Source organism: Koromonas soli (genome assembly GCF_059726265.1).
This window is the reverse complement of sequence record NZ_AP040872.1, coordinates 2,734,619-2,761,220: the sequence shown is the minus strand read 5'-3', so window position 1 is coordinate 2,761,220 and position 26,602 is coordinate 2,734,619. Positions and strand designations below refer to the sequence as shown.

Sequence of the window (26,602 nt, the reverse complement as noted above, 5' to 3'; positions counted from 1 at the left end):
GCCCGCGATCTATCGTGTGACTCCCTCCTTGGCTCTACATCGCGAGTTGGAGCTTACCCGTACTGGCGTAGTCATTGCTCGTTCGGCCTTGATTGTCGCTAGCTTTTCTGCTTGCGACAGAGCGTTCAACACCTGCTGATCCCGCCCTTTGTTGCTTATCAAACGATAAATGTAGCTATCATCGGCTTTCCGGATCACTTCCATTTTCATTATTTTTCTTATGTTTACGACCCGGGTTTCATTCAAGCCGAGACCGTGATGCATGTCCGCGATCAAGCCGCGTCCTCTGCCGGATCCGTAAACGCCGTCCAGAAACGACTCCGCTGCGCGTCGGTTGAGGAACCTCAAAGTAGAACCTGCATCGTGCTGCAGCGATTGCCGCAACTCACTCATGTGCTGTGCGATCTGCGATTCCGGATGAGTTCTAAGCTTTTCCTCATATTGGATCTGCTCCATGTCTCTGTCCGCGAAGCGCACAATCACGCCATTCTGTGCTGCGAGCTTTGCGACCTTTGATTTCCACTCTGACGAACCATTGGCAGTTAACACGTTCCCGTATTTCTGGATTGCCAACTGCAAAGCAAGCATGATCGAATCGTCATCACCGTCCATCACAGCTACAACGCTGCCCTTGTCAATCACTGAAAGCTTCGAGCCGATCGAGTATTCTCGGAAGCCACGACGATTCACTGAAGTGCGCACTGTCGCAAGTCGTTGAGACAGCGCTATCTTCCGCTGGATTCCGGCGATCGACTCTTCTGACATGACGTTCCATTCGGATTCCGGTCGTTCATCCTTGTCGGCGGCGGCTCCGAACTGCAGGATTGGAGCGACCGGCTCTATTGACTGGAATGCTGTGTCGGAGGCCTGCGATTCGCATTTGATTGGGAAGTCTGCATCCAGTGATGGAGCGAATTGACCTGCGCGGCAATCGGTCCGATCTCGCGCCATGTCAGGAACCAAGTCGCGGAGAACGCTATCAAAACCATCGCTGCCCAGACTGCCCAGTTCTCGACCATCTGTCGGAAGGCCGAATGCTTTGCGTCTTCGATTTTGTTGACCGCGGCCTTCAGTGACTGTTCCGCTGACTGGGCCGTGGAAATCATCATTTCCATCCTTTGCTGAATTTGAAGTAGCTGTTTCTCTTGCTTCGTGACTGCTTCGCTCATCAGCTTCAGTGTGTTCTGGCATTCCTTCGTAGCTTCTGCTGCGTCGTCCGCTACCATCTCGATCTGCTGACATAGGGCCTCCGTGGTTGTAACTGCCATTGATAGTCTCTTCCTTAGCTGTTGAGATTGAGCGATTCGTCGGCTCAGGTTTACCGCTCTTCTCTGCCGCTTTGCCGTGCTGTTCGCTCGTTCGTACATTTCTTCCAGTGCTTCGTCTTTCGAGGAACTCCCTGTCTCGATCCGGCTCATATTTCACTCCCATCTGTGACTGCAACTTTGCCCACTTAAAACGCTCTCCAAGGTCTTGACCCTTGAAACGCTGACCTCCGAACGTGTACGAGAGCCCGGTGCACTTGCCTCCACCAACTGTTGCATGCACCCTGACCCCAATCTCCTCCAGTCGTTTGACATACAGTTGAACGGTCGGCTCACCCTGCGCTGCTTGCTTTATGTGTGCTTGCAACTGAACTCGAAGGGGTATCACCCCCGTCTTTTTAAGGGCCACTACCTCCCTGGGTGTTGGAAGGCGGTCTCCAATTTCTGCGGCCCTGCGCCTCTTTTCACTCGGGCCGTCCAGTTCCACTGCGCCCTTTTCAAGGCCGAATGTCTGCTCTAGAACTCGGCACGAAGACATCACCCTGTACCGGTCATTGCTGTTACGAATCAAACGTTCGTTTGTCTGAATACGCGATGCAATGATGTGTATGTGCTCTTTTCCCTCATGAAATTTCCATCCGGCACTGTCTGCTGGCTCAAGGTAGACGATCTCGCGCTTTTTTCCGGCAGGCCTAGACCAGTGGTCTGAATCGGTGTCGTGGTGTCGGACCACTACGTACTGGGTTTCATCGAGGTTGTAGCCGAGATTTTGGAGGTGGGTAACAGCTATCTGGATCCATCGCTCGTTACCAACAACCTCATACGGGCACCCGCTCAAGGTGAGGTGGTGTACCGGCTTGGTGACGTCTGGGCGCATGCCCCGCGTGTAGGCGAATTCCTTCGCCAGTTCGCGGGCAGTCTCGCCCGACATCGTGCCGCCAATGATCTCCGGATTGCTAGTTGTACGGTCCTTGCCCAGCGCGTAGTTAAGAACACCGCGAAAGCTCGAACCCGTATGCGCGGTTCCGATCGGCATTCACAGGACCTCTTGCATCGACGGTTGGGTGCTCTCCACAGTTGTTTCGACGCGCTCATTCAATCCCTTCAGGGTTCGGTCTTGTTCCTTGAGACCGATCCCGACAAGAGCGAGTCGTAGGCGTTTTATTTCCTCGCGGTGCTTCGACAGGGTTTCAATCCACACCTCGGCGTACTGTCCCAAGATGTCGGCGAGCACCTCTTTTGCGGAGCGCTTTTCGTCGGCAGCAATCCTGTTGATCTGAAGGGCAATCTGATTGAGGCAGCCAATCCCTCGTCCTAGAGTCGCGTGGGCGCGCTTGTTGATCTCGGGCACGCAGGGCCGTCTGTCACGGCGGTTCAGCATAGCGGCCACTGCGTAGGCGGAAAGTGACATACCTTGCGCAGCCGCTTTCCTCTTGCACAGGTCGAGATCGATGGCGTTGCATCGAAAGCTGCTAACGTGGTCGCGGGGTGCTCTTCGATGCTGACGCGCTTGCGACAAATCGGGTTCTTGAACATTCGGTGTGTCATACATGGTGTTGAGTCTCCTTTTGCGCACTACTAAGTACGCGTGGGTTACAGGGGCAAAGCCCTTGGGAACCCGCCGACCACCGCAAGGAGCGTAGCGACTGTAGGCGGACGGCATGGGTTCCTGCTAGCCAACAAGCAGTGTGGTAGGCGACCGCTGTGGCCGTTCTGTCGCAGCAGGCCGAAGATCTCAGGCGAGTAGGCGAATCAGCGACTAATCGTCTTCCTCGGTTACCTCGGTGCGAACTTCTGTGAACCGCACCAGAGCCGGAGTCAAGTGGCTGAACTTTGCTGACGTATCGCGTATCCAATGCGGACCGCGTCTCGATTTCAGATAATCGAAACAATCCGCACGAGGGAAGAAAAACAGAAAATATCTGCAACGTGTGACGCTCGTGCGCGGCGGCATCAGAGCGTTTGTAACGCAAGTCGACGACATCTGCTGATTGTTCAAAGGTCGTGGCGGTAATACCGTGAAGGGCACCTGTCGAACTCATCGGATCGCCTCCACCTCGGCGATGTTGGCAAGTTCGCGCGACAGGTCCTCTGACGTCACAAATCTAAAAGTGGAAACATCGAGACTCAGTTCTTCTTTTGCCTGTGCTAAATGCGATTCGTATTTCGTCGCAATGGTTTTGAATTCAACAGCAGGCACCCAAACAGACAGAATGCCGTTCTCAAGCGCCGCGAAACGCGTGGGCTTCAGCCAGGTTTCGAAGCTGTGGGGGTTTATATGTATTTGGGCCCAGGCGAGGAACGCGTGCCAAGGATTGTCATCATCGCGGGAGGCAAGGTATCGATGAACTTTTTCCGACAGACGCTGCTTCGCGGCTTCGTCATCGTCCTGAATCTTGGTGCGCCTTCTGCGTTGGCAGGCACTCTCGATGAGAAGGGGCACTTTTGAAATCAACAGGCCGAGGGGATTTTCTATGGATCTAGAGAACTGCATCTGACGCCCTTTTGCAACGATCGCAAGCTGAATGTCCTCAGCGGTACACAACGGCATTGCCCTGCGACACTCAACAATGATCCGGGTCACTGCATCCCGATCCACGGCAGCCGCAAATTGCGCCAGCGTGTGAAAAACGATCTCGCGTTCATTCGGATCGATTCGATATGCATCGAGTTCTTCTAAACGCTCGTCTGCCGCGTTCTTCAGACTCGCATTTGTTAAGTCATCGATTGCTGCTCCGTCGGTCGTCGGCGGAAGCATCTCTTTATTACTTCCTAAGACGGTAGTTCCTAGTTGTGGTGTCGATACGACACTGGCGGCAGGTGTCGGAGTTGCACCTGGTGTCGATTGAGGCTGCGATCCGTTTTTTGTCGCACGACTTAATCTTCTTGCGCGGTCTCTGTCCTTGAATTCGAGTAGGCGACGGTTTCGTTTCTCAAGCGGCCGCGGATCGACACCTCTTTCATTTACAACGGAAGCACCTCGTGTACGTATGACATGTGTCAGTCCCGCAGTCGCTCGTCGTTTTAGGATTTGCACGTACGAATAAATCCTAAAGATTGCGGGCGTCTCCTCTACGCTGTCGCCGTGGTTCTCTCGTTCAATCGAGAGCTTGTCAATCAAGCTTTCAATGCAAAGAACAGCGTTATGCCGGGTCAACGCAGCAGCCTTTGCTACCGCGCTTAAGCTGGCGCTAACCCTGTGAACCTCCTTATTACTGCCTTCCTCTAGTAGCGTTATTGGCTTTACGCGCCCCTTGCGAAGGGGTTCGCTGTGGTCAGCTATAGCTGTCCAGAGCTTCTGGTACACAACTTCCTCAGCGTGAGTGTGCCCATCCTGCGCCAGTCTCATTTCGCGGATAGGTTGAGCTTTTATCCTGCCTGATGCTGTCGGTGTCGATACGACATCCGGTGTCGCAGCCGCGCCAGGTGTTACCACGACACCTGGTGTCGATTCGACTTCAGTGGAAGAGCTATCGAGTTGTAAAAGCTCAGGGGCATCTGTTCCGGAATTCCTAGAGTCTTTGCCGTCGGTGTGGGACGGCTGCACGTACGAGTTGATGACGTCCGCAAGGCCGGTGAGACCCGGAGCCGACTGCGTTTCGTCATATCGCAGCGGCTCCAATCTGTGTCGCCTACGCGCGTGCGGCTGTTTGTGAAGCACAGGGGGCATCCTTGAGTACCGACATCAGCCTGTTCGCTGCAGCGGTGTAGTCTTGGAAAGCTTTGCAATTCTTGTCGTACTCGCCGAGGAACTGCTTCTGGCGTACGGCCTTGGAAACACTCGCATCGGTGCGGATTGCAGGTAGCAGAGGTATGCCCGTTTGGCGGCTCAAATCCTCAAGCCCTTCCAATACCATCTCGGTCATTACCATGCGGCGGTGGACCATGACGGGCAAGATTGCTGCGGGTCGTATGTCAGTCTTGAGAAGCTGATTGAGGCTGTTAGCCGTTTCGATTGATGCCCGCGCGCCTTGGAAGCTAAGAGGGTCCATGGCGACTGGAACGAGAATTCGTCGCGTGTAGACCATCGCACATGTCTGCAGAAGATTGATCGACGGACTTACATCGATGATGACAACATCGTATCGATCTTCCACGGGGGCGAGAAAATTGCGCAGCAGTAGCTCGCGTTCGCGCTCTCCCAGCAGAATCGTCTCGATCTGGGCCGTGCGGCGATTTGAACAGAGAACATCTAGGTTGGTACGAGCCGAAACGACGCAGTCTTTGAAAGCGAGACCGTCGATCAAGTAGTTGTAGAGATACAGCCTGGGCGCAGTCCGGCCATCAATGCTCGTCATTGCCGATCCTCGCTGAAAGGAACGATCAGTCCGGAGGTTTTCTCGGTCTGCATCCTGATAACGCTTGCGATTGAACCCTGAGGATCTGTGTCTACCAGCAAGACCTTCAGTCCACTGTCCGCAAGGATTTGAGCGAGCGTTGTCGCAGTGGTTGTCTTTCCAACGCCGCCTCGTTGATTCGATACGGTGATTCGCAAAGTCACTTGGCCCCCCTGGGATCCCCACCCACCACCTTTGAAATCTCTGAGGTTCGGAAGTAGATCCGTTTGCCCATACGGAGCTTCGCCGCGTTCATTCGTTGGGTCCACTCCTTCCCATTTCGTAACGTAATTCGCAGTCCATCCGGCGACCTGTCCAGGAGAGCTGCAAGTTGCGCTAGAGTCATCAAGGGTCCAAACTTCTTGACCAGTATTTCTTCCGTCGTCATCCGCTAACCTCCGCAAATCTGCGAAAACTTTCACTTGCAGAGTAGAAGGCTGAGCGTTAGGCTGGTGCCGAAGTATTTGTCATCTAGGTTGACGGAAGGAGTGGAATCTGGAGGCAAGGGTCGAGATTTCGATTACGCCAGGATGTTCTGAGATCGTGGCGAACGCTATCCATGTCTTTTGTCGCAGATGGAGGCCGCACTCTCGGACGTCACCCTTAACGGCGACTTACGGGCTTCTCGGAAAGGTAATTGATCCTGCTTGGCAGACGTATATCCGGCAGTTACCACACGGGCCGCTTGATCATGTGCGCGCCAAGTGCCGAGGAATCGTTTTTGCAAACTGTTCACCGAGTAGCAAACTTGCAAAACTGAACGGACAAATGCGCTCCATCCACCGGTCGTTGTTTAATAGTCGCCGTCCTGCCGATCTGGAATCGATAAACTCTGACCCGGAAGTTAAGAGGGCTCTCAATGAGTTTGCCGCCACGGTATCGAGTGTGCGTGAATTACTCTTCGAGTGCCGTGCCAGACAGTTTTGGAAAGAACAATTCGAACGAGTTGCGGACCTTCCTGCAACTGAAAACCCTAGGTGCCGGTATATCGTTGGTGGCAAGCCGTGCGGCCGACCAACGGAGCTAGAGCACTATAGGCAAGGTGGTAACGTTCCAGCCGATGCCCGGAACGGCGTTCTCAGCGCGTTCCTCTGCTCACATCATCGCCGCCGACCTACGAACGCTGTATTTACGAAGGTTGCGACAATCCCGCGCGAAACAGTTGGACGGAAACTCACTACGAATCGGAAGCGTTTGTCGGAATTCTGCAGGTTCTGCGGCAGACCGCCCGAGGTGACTGCGTACTTGCAATCGAATTTCGAGACCAGACAGGATGCAACCGAAAACGCATTGCTAAGCAGCGTGTACTGCGAGCAACACAGGCCGAAGCTACATGACGGTTCTTGGAATGCTGATTACCTGCGAGCGAGGCGACATTTGCGACAGTATGAAGCAGAGGCATTGCGGCTGAAGGGCCGTTTCAAAACCTGTGATGCGATGAATATTGCTACGAGGCCCGCGGTGGTCATGTATCTCCTTAACCTGACCTCCTGGCTAGGTGTTGATCCGAGCGAGGATGATCAGATTCGGAATACTGCCAGAAACCTCGTTGATAGCAACGTAACGGATCTCAAGAAGGAAATGCTTGGGCTGCTCATATCGGGGAGCACGAAGGGCGACATCGCTCGGATATTAGGGATTTCTCGGCAGGCCGTATGGAAGGCGTTGAACACGATTCCCATGGAGTTTCGCTTGGGAGCTGAGTGAATTCTTCGTTGCAGAACTGTGCGCATGTGTTTGGCAGCCGAACATAAGAAGAGCCGCGCAAAGCGCGGCCTTGTTATTTCCAATCTCGCCTGCCGGGGATTCCCGATTCTCCACCCCGGATGATCACCCACAGCCTTCCGGCCAGCCTACTCGTAGGTAGCGCTTCAACAAGGGCGATCTCGCAAACGACTCTTGTTCGCTAGCGTCTCAATTTGTGGATCGTATCTCTTTTCGCCACAGGCGAGACGGGAAGAAATATAGCGCGCGGCGACGAACTTGTCCAAGACTTTGAACAGAGCTCGAGTTCGGGGCACAAAACAGCCGTACAAACAATGCGCGCTATTATTCTTCCTGCTGCTCAACCGCAGGAGGATCCTCGCGTTCTGAGTTCGAATCGCGGGGTGAATCCGGTGCCAACTCCATGCTGTCGGCGTCAAACGTTCCATCAGGGGTTGTTAAGAACGTATATCGGCCCGACCTTACAAAACCGAGAATCTCTTCGTCGACTTTCGACTTGAGCATGTCTTTAGTCAGCGCATACATAATCCGGCCGTAAAGATCCTGGTCCCACGACTTGATCTCAACCTGATCAGGCCGGTCAGCGACGATCTCGTAGGTACCTGATTGCACGTCGATCTGTGAAAAGAAACGTGGTCTTGGCTCCAGTTGCAAGTTGATCGTCGCGAGAGTGGCCGCGACTTCTCGGAGTTGTAGAGGAGACAGTGGTCCACCGATCTTGCGTCGAAGATTCTCGAAGGCAATGCTCATCGCCGCTTGTGCATCGTTAAACACCGTTACGATCGCAACGTCATCGATGACGAGAAGCATCGTCTGAGCGAGAGACAAGTCGATGAAGTCGAATCCCTCGAAATGCGGTCTCACCTTTGCTGGCAGTACTGCGATAGTTCCAAGGACCTCCTTGTTAACGTTGGCGCCTGAGTAGTATGACCGGACGACACAATGCAGGTGATGCAGTTCATCCCATGAATGCAGTTCACCGATCTTCATTGTGCCTTTGCGCCGGTCCCGATGGTAATCGAGATACTTGTCCTTCAGGTGAGTCTTGAGGAAAACAAGCGCCATCCAGCAGAACAGCATCCAAGGTCCATGACGTTTCAGTTCCTCTGAAACTGAATCGAAGCCGCCTGAGAGCAGAGTACTCATAGGCTTTTCAAACCGTTCGCCCATCTCAGAGTTACAGGCGACGCAGCAGGGCACCTTCAGCTCCCCGTAACGAAAACCAGTTCGATTCGGAATCTCGATTTGTCGGCCATGTAGTCGGAATCGCCTCAATATCCAATCGGGGATAACGTGCTCATCGTTGAACGGAACAGTGCCGCTATGCGCACCGCATATGAAGCAGGAATCGCCGTTTGCGATCTCCGTAATGAACCTTTCAAGGCTGAAGAAGATAATTTTGCCAGCGCTATCCATTACCGAGCCATCTGAGGCAAGTTGAAACATTGGCGATCACCTGTGACCTAGATGAAAGTAGAGGTGGTCCTGACGCGTGATTAGTCCTTCGTCCTCTGCAGACGATCCGTCACACCCCGGCGGTACTGGTCCGCGACGACGACCCATTACGCTAGTCTTTCCACGCATTCACCCTTCTTACACAACCATCCAAATCGTCGCGAACTTGATAAACCCAGAATCTCATCACATCCCATCCGAGTTCGATGAGCCGTTGGTTGCGAATCTGATCTCTTCGGCAGATTTCTCCATCCCAGTTGCGGTGGTAGCGCTCTCCATCGACCTCAATGTTGAGCCTACGATTGTTCCCATCTAAAAGCGCAAAGTCTAAGACGTACTGGTCAACGGGGTACTGTGGCATGGGCCGAAGACCCGCGTTGTAGAGAGCACGATACAGAACCCGCTCCCAGTCGGAAACCTGTTCAGGATTTGCAACCGGCGGATATTCAGCGCCGCCGACGGAAGTTGCAATTTGCGGTTCAGTAGTGTGCTGTCCGATCGACCCAACGTGTTCTGCAAACTTTTGCAAGTAATCAACTCCGCAGTTCCTCGCTGCGCTCTGATCGCCGATGACCTTCAGGCATGCTCGAGCACGCGTGATTGCCACGTTGAATAGGTACCCGTTGGAGCGGAGAAAGTGGAGAGAGCCATCGGAAATCCCGGTGCTCACCGTTGGCGAAAATAGGATTAGATCTCGCTCGTCCCCTTGGAACCGATGTGCTGTGTGTACCAAAAAATCTTGAGCCGCAAGCACTCGTGAGAGTGCGTCGTGTTCATTGATGATGTCGCGGATTCTGTTCGCTTGAGCAGCGAAAGGTGTGACAACACCGACGGTTCCTCGATAGCCGTTTCTGAGAACGACACGCTCCAGTTCAGATACGACCGCACGGGCTTCTATTTCGTTTACTGCTCCGCCTGTTGCTGGTCGGATCACTTGCCCACGTATGTCGATCCATTGGAGCGCGGGCTCGTTGGGAACAGGTACGAGACTTTCATATCGTGTGGCCACACGAAGCTTGTCTTTGTAAAATTCCTCATTCGAGAAGGCGATAATTGCTGCATGCGACCGATGGTGGTCTCGAAGACTGATCACGTCTTCGGAGTGGCACAGCGTCTGCGCTCGGTCAAACAGCGACGCTGATGAATAGCTCCAGCCTGCATCTGTTCCGATCAAATCATGCTTGGCTAGCAACTGTTGATCTTGCGATGTTGGGAGGCTGCTGATGTGCTTTAACTGTTTCGGATCGCCGATAATGACGGCGCGCTTTGCGCGGTACAGTAGTGGCAAAGCGGAAGCTACATCGCACTGGCTAGCCTCATCGATCACGACGAGATCGAAGAATCCAGGTTCGAATGGCACTCTGCCGCGCGTGGATAGAGATGTGATTGCCCAACAGGAGAGTGTGTCTGCTACTTGCGACAGAACTTCGTAATAACGGCGGAAGACCTGAGCGGCGGCTGCGCCTTGGTTTGGAGCAGAAATGAGTCTCAGCAACGATGCGTATTCTCCGAGGAGCCTTCGCTGAGACGCCGTGATCCTTCCAGGCTGTAAGGCAAGCCACAGAGTCCAGAGCTCCATTGAGTTCTCCGCCATTTCGCTCGCAAGCTGTGTCTTCCTCTTCGCAATCTCCTCCAGCGATTGGCACTCTTGCAGCCTTTGGAGTGCTTTAAGGTAGGCGTTAAATTCTTGCGCCAGCGTGAGTTTCTGTTCGAGCTGTGCAACGTAACCCTGCCAGTCGGCGGCCGTGGAATCGTTGTGCGGTGCGTCGAGACTGGCAACGCCAAGCGCTGATGTAGTCGGGCGTGCTCTTTCGGCCGCGTCCATTACCGACGCGAATCTCTTGGAGCGCAACATGGGCCAAAGGAGCCGATCGAGCGCTGAACCCTGATTCTTGTCTGCCCGCTTGACCTGTCGCCGCAATGATTCCACGATCGAAGCCGCATCCGGTGGAAGTAGGGCAAGCTTAGCGAGATCGAGTTGCGATCGTGCGGTCTCTGCCTGCTGTTCGAAAGCATCAACTTGGTTTCGGCAATCTACGACTTCGGCCTGGGAAGCTGTTAATTTGTCGAATTCACGCTTCAGTTGTTCATTCGTGGCGAGGCGCTCGCGATACTTGGGTTCATCGTCAGGTGATGCACTTGTGCCGAGTAGCTCGGTCAGGTAGTCAGACAAAGCTGCTTGATATTCTTTTGTGCCCAACCGCAGCACGATCGGGCGGGGGCCGATCGAATTCACGCGCGTTTCGACAACATCCACTGCCTTGTGGTTCTTGCTGGCGAACAGCACCTTTCGTCCCTGCCAGGCGGCGTTGATGAGAAGGGAGGCTACAACCTGCGACTTCCCGGTACCGGGAGGGCCGGTGATGACGGTAAGACGGTTCGACAGTCCCTGGACTACGGCCTGACGCTGCTCCGTATTGAGTGGCAGAACTTCTAGCAACGGGTGCTCGACAACATTGTCAGGGGCGAGGAAGTCACCCTTTAGCCAATCGCCGAGGGCCGTGGAAGCGAATCGACCCTCGTCCAATTCGCTGAGTTTCGAGAGTTCCGTTTCGAGACCTTGCGTGTAGGGCGATCTCTCCCCGGATATGAGAATTGCCCGATTGTAGATACCCTCAGTGGTAATCTGCGAAAGCGGTGAGCCCTGCGACAACGCGTACGGATCAATTTCTTCCGCCCAGTCCCACTCTGTTCGAACCTGCTTCAGACGATAGAACACCTCATCTAGATCTGGAACGTCTTCAGAAGGGTTATTCAGACCTAGCGACTCAGTCAGAGCGATCGCTTCGTCGATAACGCTTCCGGAACCAACATTCGTCAACCTCTTCAGGATTTCGAAATTGATAGCTGGAAGCTCGTCTGAAAGTTGGAGTTCCGCAGTTCGGGAACCGTCGGATTCGAAAGGGAATAAGAAGACAGGATCTACCATGAAGCCAGTCCAATCGGTGCGATTGGACCGGACAAACCGAAGCCTGACTGGATATCCGAGGTAGAGAACTAGCTTGTTGCGATCGCGGCGAACTTTATTTGAGATTCGCTGTGCCGATTGTGTGGAAAGCGGTGATATGCCCGCTTGTTCAAAGAAGGGCAGACTACTCAGTTCTGCATAATCAGGGTCACCAAACCTGCTCTCAGCAAACGCGCTGACGCCCGTGTCCCTATCGTGCGACAAACAGTCGAGGTAGTACCGGCTAAGGCGAGCGACCTTTGATTGCGATCGAGTAGGAGTTTCCGATCGAGTCGCGGTGGGTCTTGCGGTCGAAACCAAATTCCATCTGTATTGATGGTCCTGAAATACCAGCGACTTCAGCTCGCCATAGAGTTTTGAATTTACGTCCCTGCTAGTGAGCCCCAATTCTGCTGCGATCTGTCGAGCCTTCAAGTTCGGGGTAATCGCGAGAAGCTTAAGGATCTGTTCACCAATTCCTTGCATTCGTGGTGCCATCAGGATGCCTTTTCTAGCGTATGCTCAGTCTACATTTGTATATTCGTTATCACGGCTCCGAATCATCATTCCTTCGGGTTGATTTTCAGCAGCTTCGTGCAAATTTGTCTCAAACACCACTTTTCAACTCGTATCTCGATGCTCCGACCGATAGAAGCTACGGAGAAACCGAACACCGTACTAGAAAATGAGATAACTGCACCTACAATAATGAGGCCGGATAGAACATATCTTCCCCAGTGACTGGAAGGAGTCGCCATTCCTAGAGGAGAGGGAGCCGCGACATACACGGTTGCGACCGTTATGAGTACTGCCGCGATATACCAGAGAGTCTTGCAGGTCTTGGCGATACGGGCTGAGTAGATTTGTGCTGATTCTAGCTGCTGGCTTCTATGTCGCAGACGTTCCTCGATGACGGAATCATGCGCAACCTGTTCTTCAATTGCTCGGGCATGTTCAGCCGCAAGAGACTCCTGTAGGGTAGCTTTTTCGCTCTCCGCAGCTCGGACTTTGATTCTCGTAGCAGCGAGCTGTCCTTCCACGTCGGCTCGAATTGCGGCCCTTGCGGTAGCGAGAATATCGGTCATCGTATCGGAATTCAACCGAGCAGGATCTCCCAGAGTCATGTTCATCAATGCATGCCGAGCTTCGGTTGAGTAGCGCAACAGGTTGTAATCCTCGGGAGTTACGTCGGTGCGGGTCCGAAGAGTCTCTATCTCCGTCAAATAGGTCTTCCAAAGTTGATCGGAAGGATTTAGCGCAGCGTAGCAGTCGGCAATGAGTCGGGTCCGTGGCAGATCTGGAGCTTCTATGGGATCTTTCAACCAGACCACCGTACTGAGCACGTAGTCCTGCAGTGCTAAAGGCACCGTCGTCTGCTCATATTCTTGTTTAAAGAAGCGAGTCGATGCACGAACCAGGTTTGAGTTCGTAGTCACAAATACTGCTCTGCAGCTTTCCAGTTCGGAGAAGGTTTGTCCTTTGCGAAGGCGGTGAATAGAGGTCAATGAATCGATATCATTTTCTTTTGCACGTCTATTTGTGTAGCGGATTTCCGCCGAAATCATTTCATCGAGCAATTTTTCATTGAGGCCGAACATTAGTTCATGCTCAGGCTTCTTCTTGATTTCAATGCGGAGTCTGTCTAGATCTCTGTGCAGTTTGGCAATAAACAGCTCAATATCACTCGCTGAATATTCACGAGTGGAAATCTGCTCGAAGAAATCAATTGTCGCTTTCCGTGTGCCATTGCCGTTGCGAGCGTTTTTCGCGGCGGCGTCGAGCACGCCCGCGATTTCGTCAAAAGTGTGCTCGAAAAGACAGAGGTTCGCGTTGTGTTCGCGCAATAATTGCAGCAATTCAGTACATGGTTTCTGCCGAATACTGCCTTCCAGTCCCAGCGCACCAAGTACGAAGCCAGTATCGAAATAGACATCTAGGCCGTCGAAATGGCGGGTAACTTTTCCGATTTCTGGGTAGATAAGGACGTTCGCAAGCATTACACCTTTGACCAAGGTTTCCAAAAACTCGAAACCTTGTGCATCCTTCATGTAGAGGTGCTGAACAAAGGATCCAACCAACACCTCAGAGTTTTCAACGTCTTTGGAGGGCGGAGGTATCGGCGAACCATCAACGGCTGCCGCTAATATTGCGGGACATTGTTCACTGACATACCCCTGAAGGGCAGATTCTGCGTCTGCTTCGGTCAGGATTACTTTGAATCGCTCAGCGGCAAATCGCACGAACCCTGCGGTTAGGGTCTCAAGCTGCCTCAATGCCAACGCCCGACCTGCGCCGAGCGCGGGGCCATCGATGGCGTCTTTTTGAATCACGTACTTCTGTCGCTCTCGCTTTGCGTACCCCGCTCGAACGCAGCGTTGAAGTATCGTACGTACTGCTCCTTGTGGGAGCTTCAACCCAAAGCATTTCGCGACACAACTCTGGACCTCTACTGTATCTATTTCTGCTTCTGCACAATTCCGCAGAACGTCAGCGACGAAGGGAACGAAGTTCTGGATGTAATCAGTCTTTGCTATATCCCAGTTGGACTTAAGAATAGCGAGACTAGTCAAGGTATGCGGAGCTATGTTTGCTTGCTGGTTGGGAGTGGCCATTGTTTTCTGGATTGGGGGGATGGCTTGAGCATATCCTAAGTTGCTGGACACAGGCAGTGAAATCTTTAGGCAAGTTTCAGGGCCAAGCTCGCAGCGCGGATACTGCCATATGTGTTTAAGTTCGGCCGCTCCGCACTCGAACATCATCTCTCGTTTACCTTACCCGTATACCTCCTCTCCCGGGACCAATATGATGGGCAAGCCACCTCCTGTGCGTCCAGAAGAGTCATGCCGCTACGTCGCGAAGACCTTAACTCGCCCCAGCGCTCTCGACTGCGAAGCATCATCACTTCATCCAACTTGCCTGAACATTCGAGTTCCTCGGTCTCAATCGGGCGAAACCGCCGCTAATGCGTTTCACCTTCTGCAAGAAGGTTCTGAAATGCCGGAGTGTTGTAGTCGTCGTGATTTTCGAGATTTGGCACGTCCTTTGTCCTTTCGCGCTTTGCTTTGTTTTCTCGGCTCTTGCGGTTTCTTCGATCCTTGCGCACGCAGTCCATCCAGGCGCGACACGAGATCCTCCGCGCGAAGATGCGTATAACGCTTGGGCATCTGCATGCTCTTGTGCCCGCTGATTGCAGAGACCTCTTGGTCGGATAATCCCGCCTCGACAAACCGGCTGACGGCCTCATGGCGCAAGTCGTGGAATCGAAAATCCGCGAGACCGTTCTTCTGCTTTATCTCCAGCCACACCTTGTTGAAGTTATAAGGGCGTCGATTGCCGTCTCTTCCGGGCTCGCCATAGAAGATTAGTCTGGAGTTTTCGGGGCGGGCGGGATGATTCAATGCTTTTCGAAACACAGATACGGCATCCTTGCTCAAGGGAACAGTTCGCGGAAGCGTGTTCTTGGTTTCAAGAAGAGTGACGATACGCCTCTTTAAGTCAACTTGTGATGTTTGAAGCGTGACGATCTCTGATGATCGCATCCCGGTCAGCAGGGCAATGCGAACGATCCAGCCAAGCATCGGATTCGAATGCTTCTCGACTGCGTCCAGTAAGACCTTCTGCTCTCCTGCGAGCAAACGACGGTTTCGGCCAGGTCCTGGTGCTGGTCTGCGAATGTTCAAGACTGGGTTCCAAGGAAGGGCGATACCCCATTCCTTCATGGCGATTGTGAAGAGGTGTCCCAGTAGAGCGAGATCCAACCGCACCGTGTTGTTCGCTCGCGGAACCGGTTTCCCGCCTTTGTCCTTCCGATCCTCTCCTGCTAATCGCATGTCGCGATATTCGGCGATTATTTCTGGCGTGAGAGCGGCGAGCGAGTATTTCCCAAGATGCGCAATGAGCGGTTTGGAGTGACGTTTGTCGGAAGATTGCGATAGAGGGCGCTTGGTCGGCGAAACTTCTGCCAGATACCGCTTCAGAGCAGCTTCAACGGTCATCTTCTCGGCTGGCGCGCGCTGAATGTACACGCCCCGGACCATCTCGTCTTCCGAGGTTCGAGCCCAGTCTTCGGCGTCGCGCTTAACGCGGAACGTCTTGACAGTTGTTGGCCAACCCGTCCTCCTAATGACTGCTTTCCAGGTTCCAGACGGAGTTTTGACGAGCGTGGCCATTGGATCTCCGGTACAAGGTTTGTAGCTGCACTGTACCGAATTTGTACCGAACGTGCAATGAAAAGAGAGCGGAAGAAGTACTTACGTGCGGACCAGATTGGAGCAAAGTGCCGGGAGGCGCATGTTTATTGCTTGATGTTGCGCTTCGAATTGGAGGTTCTTGGTGGGCCTGGTAGGATTCGAACCTACAACCAAAGGATTATGAGTCCTCTGCTCTGACCGTTGAGCTACAGGCCCGCGATGAATTCATACAGCAGACTACGTTCAGTTTAACTCACCGAGAACGTCTCGTGAGAGTTGCCGTGCTCTGTGCGATAAATTCAGCTCTGTCGTCTTGTCACACGGTTTCACCAAGTCTGGCTTGCAGGCATATCGAAATTAATCGACTTCAAGCTGCTGTGACTACGAGCGCCTTGCATTCGCCTTGTTGGTTGAGCCTCAGATAGAAGTGCGGCATCGAACTGTCGAAGTAGATCGCGTCGCCTGCCTCTAACTCGTAATCGTCCTTGCCAATCTTGAGATTGAGCTTACCTTCGATGACGAAGAGAACTTCGATTCCGGCATGCTGGTGAGGTCGCAGCTTCTCCGGCGAAATGAGTTGGAAGTCGGCATAAAACGAATTGATCTTGCGCTCGCTCGCCTTGAAATCCAGACTTTCGAACCAGTAGGAACTGTTGTCAGAGCCAGGATGCTCAGGGAACCGCTTGCGCTCGGATTTTCGGATCACCTCGACCAGATGGCGATCGCGATTGTTATCGAAGAAAAATTCCAGCCCCACGCTGAACACCATGGCAATCCGCAACAGGGTAGGCAGAGTGGGTATAAGTTTGCCGCGCTCGATCTTAGACAATAAGGCTGCTGACAGGCTGGTATGCTTGCCGAGTTCGACCAGTCCCATGCTTTTCTTCAGCCGCAGCGCGCGAATCTTCTCGCCAATCAGGTAAGGCCGCAATCCTTGGGTAATTGTGTCGTTCACCATCGCTCACCCTCTCGCCGTTCTAGGATGCTGTCGTTCGTCAATGTGAACGTAGAGTAAAAGAAAATTTCTCGAGTTTCAAATCAGGTTCACTTGCTCCAACCTGAAACTCAATGTCGAATGAGAATCGGGAATAGCGGAAAACAATACCCCTAACCCGAATCGCAGCGATAGAATCCGCGCGGAAGGCAACTATGAAACCTCGTTTGGCTGTCTTGCTATTCTGCTGTGGTTGGGCAGTCGCTTGCGTCGGGCAAATGGGAGTTCCGGAAAGGCCAACGCCCGGTGCGGAGCTGAACGGACCGGCGCATTCCGCGAATCTGCACATGCGATGGCAAGGCTCCAACAGAGTCCCACGGCTTCCGATTCCCTTCGCAAAACAGAGCGGACGTTTCTGCCTGATCACTGCGGATTCGCAGTCTCTAGGCGGCGAACGCTGCTCTTTCCGAGCTGGTACGTTGAAGCCACCTCTTCTGACGCCGGAGACAAAGTGGCGAATGCAGCGACTTGAACCTTCCACGCCTATCATGCAGAGCACAGAGCAATCGCCGGATGCCACGAATCCCTGATCTTCGTGGCGCAAGCAAAGAAATGCCGCTCGATGTGAGCGGCATTTATCGTTCTTGGTTGCGAACTAGCTCGTGAAGGCCAGCGTGAGAAGTGTTTTCTGTTCCATCTGGTGAGCCTTGGCCGACCCGGTTGCGGGGCTGGCTGCGGCCTGTCGCTTGATGGATCGAAGCGGCAGCCGGTCGCCTGCCATCCGGTGCAGCCGCTGTTTCACAAAGCTGAGTGCGCCCATGTTGGCCGGTTCCTCCTGCACCCAAACCAGTTCATGCGCGTTCTTGTAGGGTGCAAGCGCGTTCGCCAGGTCTTGTTCCGGGAAAGGATAGAGCTGATCAAGGAACAGGATAGCCGTGTTGGTGTTGTTCAGGCGTTTGCGCTCGCCCTCCAGATCGTGTCCAATCTTGCCCGTGCACAGCAGCACGCGGGTGACTTCTTCCGGATCGACGTGGATGTCCGGAACCACGGTCTGGAAGCGCGGTGCCGCTAGTGCAGCAAGATCGCTGGCCGCGTCAGGATGACGCAGCATGCTTTTCGGCGTGAAGCAGACGAGCGGTTTACGCCATTTGCGCAGCGCCTGCCTCCTGAGCAGGTGGAAGAATTGCGCCGCTGACGAAGGCTGGCACACCTGCATATTGTCGCGCGCGCAAAGCTGGAGATAGCGCTCGATGCGCGCGCTCGAGTGCTCCGGCCCCTGGCCTTCGTAGCCATGGGGCAGCAGGAGCACGAGTCCTGAGAGTAATCCCCATTTCTCCTCGCCTGCGCTGATGAACTGGTCGATCACGATCTGCGCACCGTTGGCGAAATCTCCAAACTGCGCTTCCCACAGCGTGAGTGCCTCGGGATAATCGCGGCTGAATCCGTATTCGAAGCCAAGCACTGCGGCCTCTGACAGCTCCGAGTTGTAGATCTCGATGAATGCCTGGTTGTCGGCCATGTGCTGCAACGGCATGTACTCGCTCTCGTCCGCGGTATCGATCAGCACCGAGTGGCGATGGTTGAACGTGCCGCGCCGCGTGTCCTGTCCACTCATGCGCACCGGAACGCTGCTGGTGACCAGGCTTGCAAAGGCCAATGCTTCGGCCATACCGTAGTCAATGGGACGCTTGCCCGTGGCCATCTCCTGCCGCTGTTTCAGCAGGGCAGCGACCTTTGGATGAATGTGGAAGCCCTCAGGATACTCGCAGAGCTTCATTCCCAGGCGAGTGATCTCCTCCTGCGCAACGCCAGTGTCCACCTCAACCTCAGGATGCCACTTGCGTCCGACGAAGCCATTCCAATAATCGGGAAGCTTGTAAAGAACCGGCTTTTTCGTCAGGCCTTTTGCTTCCTGCTTGGCTTGCTGGTAGCGGGCTTTTGAGGCCTCAACCTGTGCCGTCACATCCACCCCTAAACGCTTGGCGTAAATCTGGTAGAGCGGCGGGTGAGACTTGATCTTGGCGTAAACGATTGGCTGCGTGATTGTTGGGTCGTCGATTTCGGAGTGGCCGTGACGACGATAACCGATCAGGTCAATTACCACATCCGATCCGAACTGATAGCGATACTCCAGCGCGAGGCGGCCAATGCGCACCACTGCATCGGGATCTTCCGCGTTGACGTGGAAGATTGGAATCGGCAGGCGCTTGGCAAGATCGCTGGCAAAGCGTCCGCTGGCGTAGTCGCTGGGATTCGTCGTAAAACCGACCAAGTTATTGACGATGATATTGATGCTGCCGCCCACGTCGTAAGCCTGCAGATAGCTCATGTTCAGCGTCTCGGCCCAAATGCCCTGTCCCGCAAAGGCCGAGTCGCCGTGCATGATAATGGGCACTGTTTGACTCTTTCCCTTTGCACCGCGTCGAGTCTGCTTGGCGCGCACGCGTCCTAGCGCGACCGGATCGACAGCCTCGAGATGGCTCGGGTTGCTGACCAAGTGAATGCGCATTCGTTGGCCGTTGAACTCGCGATATCCCGTGGCGCCCTGGTGATACTTCACATCGCCGCCGCCCAAGGTCGAGCGCGGGTCCACGTCTTCAAAGCCGCCGTAGATATCGCTCGGAGCTCGCCCTACGGTGTTGCACACCGCGGCTAATCGTCCGCGATGGCTCATGGCGATTACGCATTCTTCGGCTCCGTGCGTGGCTGCCTGTGACAGGATCTCCTCCATCATCGGCATCAGAGCTGTGTTGCCCTCGATGGAGAAGCGCTTGGTTCCGATGTAGAGCGTCTGCAGCATCTGCTCGAAGATGTCGGCCTCGACCAGATGCTTCAGGATGGCTTGCTGATCCACTTCGGGCTGCGGCCCTTCAAGGCGGTCGATGATCCACTGGCGGCGCTCCGGGTCGGGGATGTGCATGAACTCGGCTCCAACCGTGCCGCAATAGATTTGGCGCGCGCGGTCGGCCTCCGGCCCGCTCACCTTCAGTTCGGAATAATCGAGACGGGAAAAATGGCCGAGCGGATCGAGATCCGCCTGCAGGTATCCCCAGCGGCGGAAAAGGTCAAAAACATGTTCTCGGGATTGGTTTTCAGGGCTGACTTCTATAACGTGAGCTTGTGACACATTGCTCCTGGCCCGAATTGAAGCTTCGGGACTTTGCTGACGCGGAAAGCGGCGTTATCCCAACCGAAAAGGGTATCAAAAGCCACCAATCAGCCGCTATCGCCGCGGACTACAACATTGGATTCTCCAGCTCAGGCGCGCGATTGCGGAATTTTCGCTAACTCGCTGAGCCGTATCACGCCTTGAGCGCGCCTGTGTACACGGCCATTCCCACCACCGAGTCCACTCCTTGCGCGTCGAGCTGATCGACCTCGTCCATAGATTTGATGCCGCCGGCGACAATCAACTTGCGACGAGTCGCATCTTTCAGCTCCGGCACCACCTGCATGGGGAAGCCGGTCATCGTGCCTTCCGTATCGATATGGGTGTAGAGGTACCCGGAGCAGTATTCCTCCGTCTCTCGCATCATCGCAGCAGGCGTGAGTGACGTGCCTTCCTTCCATCCCTTGATGGCCACCTTACCTCCGCGCGAATCGACAGCGAACAGCAGGCGAGCAGGAGCCGCATAGTGCGCCAGCGACCGTGCCATCTCAAGATCGACAGCGCCATTCTTCAACAGGGCCGAGCCGATGATCACCTTCTTGGCCCCAGCCTGCAACATCTTCGACGCGGCTTCGACCGAGCGGATTCCGCCGCCTACCTGTACCGGAAGATGCTCGCAAATTTCGTGAATGAGCGCGGTGTTCTCGCCCTTTCCCATCGCAGCATCCAGATCGATAAGCTGCACCATGGGGTAGGGAAGAAAGCGGTCGATCCAGTATTGAAGATCGTCGAACTCGAGCGCCTTGCGGTCGCCCTGCACAAGCTGGACGACCTTGCCGCCCATCAGATCAATCGAGGGAATTAGCATCTCGTACCTTGTCTTTCGCTGAACTTAGCAGGGAAGGCGAACCGGAATGCCTTCGCTCTGCAGTTGTGCCTTGAGTTCGCGCACATCGTGAATACCGAAATGGAAAATGGAAGCGGCCAGCGCCGCGTCGGCGCATCCGGCTTTAAACACGTCCACAAAGTGCCCGCCCGTACCCGCGCCGCCGCTGGCGATCACGGGAATGTTCACCGCCGTAGCCACCGCGGCCGTTAGCGGGCAGTCAAATCCGTTGCGCGTACCATCGCAGTCCATCGAGGTCAGTAGGATCTCTCCCGCTCCCCGGGACTCTGCTTCGCGTGCCCACTCCACCGCGTCTCGCCCAGTGGCAATGCGGCCGCCAGCCAGATAAACCTCGGCGGGAACCTTGCCTTCTGCCGATACATCCGCATCGGGCTTGCGCTTGGCGTCTATTGCGACGATGACCGCCTGCGACCCGAACCGCTCGGCGATTTCGGTAATGATCTCGGGATTCTTGATCGCCGCCGAGTTGATGCTAATCTTGTCGGCCCCGGCATCGAAGAGCGCTCCAGCATCTTCCAGCGAGCGCACGCCTCCACCCACGGTGAAGGGCACAAACATCTGCCGTGCCGTGCGCCGCACCACATCAATCAGAATTGGTCTCGCATCGCTGGTCGCAGTGATGTCGAGCAGTACGATTTCATCCGCTCCACTGGTGGCGTGTAAATGCGCCAGTTCCGCAGGATCGCCAGCGTCGATCAGGTCCAGAAATTGGACGCCCTTCACTACGCGGCCGTTCGTCACGTCGAGGCAAGCGATGATTCGCTTCGTAATTCCTGTACTCATCGCGATTTCCTCTCCGCGGCGTAGCTGCAGAAGTTCTTCAAGATGCAAAGTCCAGTGTCGCCAGATTTTTCGGGATGAAACTGCACACCGAAAACATTGTCGCGCTCAACTGCGGCAGCGAACGTTTCGTCGTAGGTCGTCACCGCCGAAACTCCCTCTACCACCGGTGCGCGGTACGAGTGCGTGAAATAAACAAAGCTGTCATCTGGCACATTCTGTAGCAGTCGCGACTTTGCTCCGCCTGTCGTGCGCCGAATCTGATTCCATCCCACATGCGGAACCTTGAGCTTCGTCTGGAAGCGCTCGCACGAGCCTTCAAACAGCGCCAGCCCTGCGGTCTCCGGAGACTCGGTCGATCCTGCAAACTGCCATTGCATTCCCACGCAAATGCCCAGAAACGGCGTGCCGCGCTCAATCGCTTCATTCACCGCATCGCGTACGCCACTCGAGGCCAGCCGCTCCGTCGTGCAGAAGTGGCCTACGCCGGGCAGCACCAGTGCTTCGGCCTTTCGCACCTCGTCGGGATCGTCGGTAATGACCGACTCTTCTCCCAGGTAGGTGAAGGCCTTGCGCACGCTGGTCAGGTTCCCGGCTTTGTAGTCAATGAGCGTAACCATCACAGCAGCCCCTTGGTCGACGGAAGCATTTCGGCCAGCCGTTGATCCTTGCTGCACGCCACGCGCAGTGCGCGCGCAAATGCTTTGAACAGCGCCTCGATCTTGTGATGGTTCGAGCGACCATACATCGTCTTCAGGTGAACATTGGCGCGTGCCCCGCGCGCAAAGCCCTCAAAGAAGTCGAAGACCAACTCGCTTTGCAGATCACCCACCAGCCGCACGCGAACCTTCGTGTCCACCACGCATGCCGCGCGACCGCTCATGTCCACCGCCGCTATGCCTAGCGTCTCATCCATCGGCATCAGGAAGTATCCCGCTCGCAGAATGCCTTTCTTGTCGCCCAGTGCGCGGTCGAATGCCTCGCCCAGTGCGATCCCCACGTCTTCTACCGTGTGGTGCTGATCGACATCGAGATCGCCACGGCACGCCAGCGCCAGGTCAAATCCGCCATGACGGGTGAACAACTCCAGCATGTGATCGAAGAACCGAATACCCGTTTCGACCTTGTAAATGCCGGTGCCATCGATATTCAGGGCGATCACGATCTGTGTTTCGGTGGTGATGCGTTCCAGTTCTGCGCCCCGGGGCAAAGTGGTGTTCGCTGCGCGGGTCATTGTGCCTCCTTGGCGGTCAGTGTTGGACGCGGCTGCGGAATAAATCCAATGCTTTCGAGTGCCTCGGGCAGCTCACGCAACAAACGCTGTGTTTGCAACTGATTTCCGAGCGTAATGCGCACACAGCCTTGGCATCCGGGATCGCTGTTGCGATCGCGTACCAGAATTCCGCGTCTCCGCATTTCGTTCACAAACGCCGTGCGATATTCGCCGAAGTAAGCCAGCACAAAATTCGCCTGCGATGGCCAGTAAGGAATATTGCGTTCGCGGTAGAAACCTTCCAGGCTGCTGCGCCCTTCGAGAACCTGCGCGATGTAGCTTGCAATGTATTCGCTATCGTTGAGCGCCGCGCTCAGGCAGGTGAGCGCAATGCCATTCACGTTGTAAGGCGAGGCCACCCTGCGCAGCATCTTCATCTGCGACGTCGAGCCTACAAGCGTCCCCAACCGGAAACCCGCGAGTCCATACGCTTTGGAAAATGTGCGGCTGACGAACAAATTGTCAATCCTGTCGATCTGGTCCATCACACTCTCGCCGCCGAAGTGAATGTAAGCCTCGTCGATCAGCACAGCCGCGTCGGGAGCCGCGTTCACAATCGCCAGCAGTTGTTCGCGTGTGGCCGTCGCGCCCGTAGGATTGTTCGGATTCGCCACGCAGATCATGCGCGTCTTCGGGGTGATCGCTTTCAGCAGCGCCTCAGCCGGAAACTCGAGGCTCTCCGGCGACTGCACTGTGCGCACCGTCGCGCCCGTTGCCAGCGCATAAATCTCATACATGCTGAATGTCGGCACCGCGATCAGCGTCTCGTCGCCGGGTTCGAGATAGGTTTCAGCCAGCAGGTGAATCGCTTCATCAACTCCATTTGTCAGCAGAACATTCTGCGCTGCAACACCCAGATGACGCGCTGCCGCCTGTTCGCCCGGATCGCGCTCGGGATAGCGATTCAGCGTTTCCGGCGTGATCGAGTGCAGCACATCGAGCACGCGAGGCGAGCATCCATCCACGTTCTCATTGAAATCGAGGCGCAGTCCCTCGCGGCCTCCCAGCGGAGGGTGATACTCCTTCAGGGTTTCCACCGTCCGACGCGCACGCAACCTGGTCATCGTGTTTTCTTCAGCCTCACCGTGACGCTTGCCGCGTGCCCTTTCAGGCCCTCGGCTTCCGCCAGCAAAGTCACCGTGGGCGCAATCTTTTCCAGCCCTTTGCGATTCGCTTCCTGTACGGTGATGATGCGGACAAAATCAATCACATTCAACCCACCGCGATAGCGCGCCACATTTCCTGTCGGCAGCGTGTGATTCGGTCCGCTCGCGTAGTCGCCAATCGATTGCGCCGTGTAGTCGCCCAGGAACATCGAACCTGCGCATGTAATGCTGTACACGTCCTCGGGAGGAACACTGACGTGCTCGCCGCCGAGTTCGTTCGTCCACTCGAGAGCCTGCTTGCGGCTCTTTGCCACCAGCACCACTCCCCGCGCGGCGAGCGATTGCTTCGCGATCTCGTTGTTCTCAGCCATCGCCATTGCCTGCTTGATGACGGACTTTCCAAGCCTTGTGCTTGCCGTAACAAAAATGGCCAGCGCCTCAGGATCGTGCTCCGCCTGCGCCACCATGTCGCTCGCAATGAACTCAGGATTGCCGTCCGTCGCGCAATAAACAATCTCAGTGGGACCCGCGAGGAAGTCGATGCCGCAGTCGAACGCAACCTGTTTCTTCGCCAGAGTTACATACGTGTTTCCCGGGCCGACAATCTTGTTCACCCGCGGAATGCTTTCCGTTCCATAGGCGAATGCCGCGATTGCCTGTGCGCCCCCGATGCGGTAGAACTCGGTCACGCCGATCAGTGCTGCCGCCGCCAGCGTTTCTGCCGCGGGACGCGGCGATGCCACCGCAATTCGTTTTACGCCCGCCACTTGCGCGGGAATCACCGTCATCAGCACGGTAGAGGGCAGAGGATAACGTCCTCCCGGCGCATAGCAGGCTACCGAATCCAGAGGGCGAATCGCCTGTCCTACCCTCAGCCCGGGATGAATCGTGCGAATCCAGGGGCGAGGCAGTTGCCACTCGGCAAAGTTTCGAATGTTCTTTGCTGCTGTCTCAATGGCGCGAATGAAACCCTCGCTCACCATGCCGAGCGCCGCCTGCATCTCCTCGGCCGAGACGCGAATGGAGGCTCCCGGCGCGAGTCCATCGAATTTGCGCGCGTAGTCGAGCAGCGCAGCATCGCCACCGCTGCGGACCTTGCCCACGATCTCGGCGACCATCTTCTCCACCGCCGGATCGAACTTTTCGTAACGATGGGCGAGCGAGGCTACGGCTTGCGCCGCCTCTTCACCACTGAGGAGCTTCATTACATCACCACCTTGTTCAGCGGATATTCAACGATACCCGTACCGCCCGCCGCTTTCAGCTGCGGAATCACGTCGCGCACTACGGTTTCTTCCAGAATTGTGTTTACCGCGACCCACTCCGAGTTGCTGAGTTGCGAGATCGTCGGAGAGTTCAGAGCAGGCAGCACGGCCAGTACTGACTGCAAATCTTTCTGCTGCACATTGAGCATCAATCCCACCCGCCCCTGAGCTGCGATAGCGCCTTGCAGCATGAGCGCAATGTTGTCGATCTTCTGTCGCTTCCAGCCATCGGCATAAGCTTTCTTGTTCGCGATGACGAGAGTGTTTGATTCGAGCACGGTCTCGACAATGCGCAGGCGATTCGCGCGCAGCGAACTTCCGGTTTCGGTGACTTCGACAATGGCATCGGCCAGCATCGGAGGCTTCACTTCAGTCGCGCCCCAACTGAAATCAACCTGCACATTCACGTTCTTTGAAGCGAAGTAGTTCTTCGTGACCTCGACCAGTTCGGTGGCAATCGTCTTGCCTTCCAGGTCTTCAGCGCGCTTGACGTCGGAGTCTTCAGGAACGGCAAGAACCCACTTCACTTTGCCGCGGCTCTGTTTGGCGTAAATCAGGTCGCACACGGTCTCAACCTTGCGTCCGCTTTCGACCACCCAGTCCAACCCGGTAAGTCCGGCATCCAGTACGCCCTGCTCAACGTAGCGCGCCATTTCCTGCGCGCGGATCAACATGCACTCCAACTCAGGATCGTCCGTAGAAGGGAAGTACGAGCGGCCGTTGGCATAGATCTTGAACCCGGCAGCGGCAAACAATCCAATGGTTGCGTCCTGCAGCGAGCCCTTCGGAATTCCAAGGCGAATCTTACCCATTGGAAACCTCCGAGCTGGTGGCGATCGTCATCGGCTTCGTGAAGCAGGAGCGCGTGCCTTCGTGGCACACCAATCCATCGCCCTCCACACGCACCTTACACAGCACTGTGTCATTGTCGCAGTCGGTCGCGGCGTAGGTCAGGCGCAGGCGGTTTCCGCTTGTTTCGCCCTTGGTCCACAGCTTGTTCCGGGTGCGGCTGTAGAACGTGACGTAGCCGGTCTGAAGCGTCTTCTCGAGCGCCTCCTGGTTCATGAAACCCACCATCAGGACTTCTCCGTTGTCTGCGTCCTGAACGATGGCCGGGGCGAGTCCCCCCATTTTTTCGAAATCGATCTGCATTGTTGTTCCTTCTCTAGACTGGCTAACCTGGTGCATTCAAAGGCCGCGGATGAAAAAGAAAAAACCCGCTGGATTTGATTGCGCCAGCGGGCCAGTGCTTGGATGATTGCCTTTTACAGGTTTCCACGCCCCTCCGCCGACACAATCGCCGTATGGT

19 protein-coding genes and 1 tRNA gene are annotated in these 26,602 nt (G+C 55.3%); all 20 read right to left on the bottom strand.

Going from position 1 to position 26,602, the window contains the following annotated elements:
- Positions 1–9 precede the first annotated feature (9 nt).
- A complete protein-coding gene (locus tag AC6IY8_RS12125) occupies positions 10–2,301 on the bottom strand; it encodes a relaxase/mobilization nuclease domain-containing protein (RefSeq protein ID WP_497774747.1) in 2,292 nt (763 codons plus the stop codon).
- Positions 2,302–2,817, bottom strand: a complete 516-nt coding sequence (locus tag AC6IY8_RS12120; protein WP_497774746.1) for a plasmid mobilization protein — start codon at positions 2,815–2,817, stop codon at positions 2,302–2,304. It lies immediately after the preceding gene.
- A gap of 486 nt (positions 2,818–3,303) precedes the next feature.
- Positions 3,304–4,887: a hypothetical protein gene (locus tag AC6IY8_RS12115; protein WP_497774745.1), complete on the bottom strand. Its 1,584-nt coding sequence runs from the start codon at positions 4,885–4,887 to the stop codon at positions 3,304–3,306.
- Positions 4,888–4,897: 10 nt separating this feature from the next.
- Positions 4,898–5,563: a ParA family protein gene (locus AC6IY8_RS12110; protein ID WP_497774744.1), complete on the bottom strand. Its 666-nt coding sequence runs from the start codon at positions 5,561–5,563 to the stop codon at positions 4,898–4,900.
- Entirely contained in the window at positions 5,560–5,766 is a 207-nt protein-coding gene (locus AC6IY8_RS12105) for a ParA family protein (protein WP_497774743.1), read from the bottom strand. Before AC6IY8_RS12105 ends, AC6IY8_RS12110 begins: the two co-directional genes overlap by 4 nt.
- 1,885 nt (positions 5,767–7,651) lie before the next feature.
- Positions 7,652–8,473, bottom strand: a complete 822-nt coding sequence (locus AC6IY8_RS12100; protein ID WP_497774742.1) for a hypothetical protein — start codon at positions 8,471–8,473, stop codon at positions 7,652–7,654.
- A 421-nt stretch (positions 8,474–8,894) separates the two neighbouring features.
- Complete coding sequence (locus AC6IY8_RS12095; protein ID WP_497774741.1) at positions 8,895–11,711, bottom strand: AAA domain-containing protein; 2,817 nt, start codon at positions 11,709–11,711, stop codon at positions 8,895–8,897.
- Between the two features lie 581 nt (positions 11,712–12,292).
- A complete protein-coding gene (locus AC6IY8_RS12090; protein ID WP_497774740.1) occupies positions 12,293–14,059 on the bottom strand; it encodes a hypothetical protein in 1,767 nt (588 codons plus the stop codon).
- A gap of 639 nt (positions 14,060–14,698) precedes the next feature.
- Entirely contained in the window at positions 14,699–15,409 is a 711-nt protein-coding gene (locus AC6IY8_RS12085) for a site-specific integrase (protein WP_497774739.1), read from the bottom strand.
- Positions 15,410–16,059: 650 nt separating this feature from the next.
- Positions 16,060–16,135, bottom strand: a tRNA-Ile gene (locus AC6IY8_RS12080).
- A 151-nt stretch (positions 16,136–16,286) separates the two neighbouring features.
- Entirely contained in the window at positions 16,287–16,877 is a 591-nt protein-coding gene (locus AC6IY8_RS12075; RefSeq protein ID WP_497774738.1) for a helix-turn-helix domain-containing protein, read from the bottom strand.
- 631 nt (positions 16,878–17,508) lie between these two features.
- A complete protein-coding gene (locus tag AC6IY8_RS12070) occupies positions 17,509–19,980 on the bottom strand; it encodes a 2-oxoglutarate dehydrogenase E1 component (RefSeq protein ID WP_497774737.1) in 2,472 nt (823 codons plus the stop codon).
- A gap of 175 nt (positions 19,981–20,155) precedes the next feature.
- Positions 20,156–20,830 (bottom strand): 1-(5-phosphoribosyl)-5-[(5-phosphoribosylamino)methylideneamino]imidazole-4-carboxamide isomerase, encoded by a 675-nt coding sequence (locus AC6IY8_RS12065; RefSeq protein WP_497774736.1) that lies wholly within the window; start codon positions 20,828–20,830, stop codon positions 20,156–20,158.
- Positions 20,831–20,854: 24 nt separating this feature from the next.
- Entirely contained in the window at positions 20,855–21,652 is a 798-nt protein-coding gene (gene hisF / locus AC6IY8_RS12060; protein WP_497774735.1) for an imidazole glycerol phosphate synthase subunit HisF, read from the bottom strand.
- Complete coding sequence (gene hisH, locus AC6IY8_RS12055) at positions 21,649–22,269, bottom strand: imidazole glycerol phosphate synthase subunit HisH (protein WP_497774734.1); 621 nt, start codon at positions 22,267–22,269, stop codon at positions 21,649–21,651. The genes hisF and hisH overlap by 4 nt, the downstream gene beginning before the upstream one ends.
- A complete protein-coding gene (gene hisB / locus AC6IY8_RS12050) occupies positions 22,269–22,883 on the bottom strand; it encodes an imidazoleglycerol-phosphate dehydratase HisB (protein WP_497774733.1) in 615 nt (204 codons plus the stop codon). The genes hisH and hisB overlap by 1 nt, the downstream gene beginning before the upstream one ends.
- Entirely contained in the window at positions 22,880–23,986 is a 1,107-nt protein-coding gene (gene hisC / locus AC6IY8_RS12045) for a histidinol-phosphate transaminase (protein WP_497774732.1), read from the bottom strand. Before hisC ends, hisB begins: the two co-directional genes overlap by 4 nt.
- Complete coding sequence (gene hisD, locus AC6IY8_RS12040; protein ID WP_497774731.1) at positions 23,983–25,233, bottom strand: histidinol dehydrogenase; 1,251 nt, start codon at positions 25,231–25,233, stop codon at positions 23,983–23,985. The genes hisC and hisD overlap by 4 nt, the downstream gene beginning before the upstream one ends.
- Complete coding sequence (hisG, locus tag AC6IY8_RS12035; protein WP_497774730.1) at positions 25,233–26,105, bottom strand: ATP phosphoribosyltransferase; 873 nt, start codon at positions 26,103–26,105, stop codon at positions 25,233–25,235. Before hisG ends, hisD begins: the two co-directional genes overlap by 1 nt.
- Positions 26,098–26,481 (bottom strand): phosphoribosyl-AMP cyclohydrolase, encoded by a 384-nt coding sequence (hisI, locus tag AC6IY8_RS12030; protein ID WP_497774729.1) that lies wholly within the window; start codon positions 26,479–26,481, stop codon positions 26,098–26,100. Before hisI ends, hisG begins: the two co-directional genes overlap by 8 nt.
- Positions 26,482–26,602: the final 121 nt, after the last annotated feature.

Excerpts from the sequence above, each read along its gene's own strand:
- AC6IY8_RS12075 (WP_497774738.1), bottom strand. The coding sequence starts at position 16,877 with ATGGTGAACGACACAATTACCCAAGGATTGCGGCCTTACCTGATTGGC.
- hisD (WP_497774731.1), bottom strand. The coding sequence starts at position 25,233 with ATGAAGCTCCTCAGTGGTGAAGAGGCGGCGCAAGCCGTAGCCTCGCTC.
- AC6IY8_RS12100 (WP_497774742.1), bottom strand. The coding sequence starts at position 8,473 with ATGAGTACTCTGCTCTCAGGCGGCTTCGATTCAGTTTCAGAGGAACTG.
- hisB (WP_497774733.1), bottom strand. The coding sequence starts at position 22,883 with ATGACCCGCGCAGCGAACACCACTTTGCCCCGGGGCGCAGAACTGGAA.
- hisF (WP_497774735.1), bottom strand. The coding sequence starts at position 21,652 with ATGAGTACAGGAATTACGAAGCGAATCATCGCTTGCCTCGACGTGACG.
- AC6IY8_RS12065 (WP_497774736.1), bottom strand. The coding sequence starts at position 20,830 with ATGCTAATTCCCTCGATTGATCTGATGGGCGGCAAGGTCGTCCAGCTT.
- hisC (WP_497774732.1), bottom strand. The coding sequence starts at position 23,986 with ATGACCAGGTTGCGTGCGCGTCGGACGGTGGAAACCCTGAAGGAGTAT.
- hisI (WP_497774729.1), bottom strand. The coding sequence starts at position 26,481 with ATGCACCAGGTTAGCCAGTCTAGAGAAGGAACAACAATGCAGATCGAT.
- hisH (WP_497774734.1), bottom strand. The coding sequence starts at position 22,269 with ATGGTTACGCTCATTGACTACAAAGCCGGGAACCTGACCAGCGTGCGC.
- AC6IY8_RS12120 (WP_497774746.1), bottom strand. The coding sequence starts at position 2,817 with ATGTATGACACACCGAATGTTCAAGAACCCGATTTGTCGCAAGCGCGT.
- AC6IY8_RS12110 (WP_497774744.1), bottom strand. The coding sequence starts at position 5,563 with ATGACGAGCATTGATGGCCGGACTGCGCCCAGGCTGTATCTCTACAAC.
- hisG (WP_497774730.1), bottom strand. The coding sequence starts at position 26,105 with ATGGGTAAGATTCGCCTTGGAATTCCGAAGGGCTCGCTGCAGGACGCA.
- AC6IY8_RS12125 (WP_497774747.1), bottom strand. The coding sequence starts at position 2,301 with ATGCCGATCGGAACCGCGCATACGGGTTCGAGCTTTCGCGGTGTTCTT.
- AC6IY8_RS12095 (WP_497774741.1), bottom strand. The coding sequence starts at position 11,711 with ATGGTAGATCCTGTCTTCTTATTCCCTTTCGAATCCGACGGTTCCCGA.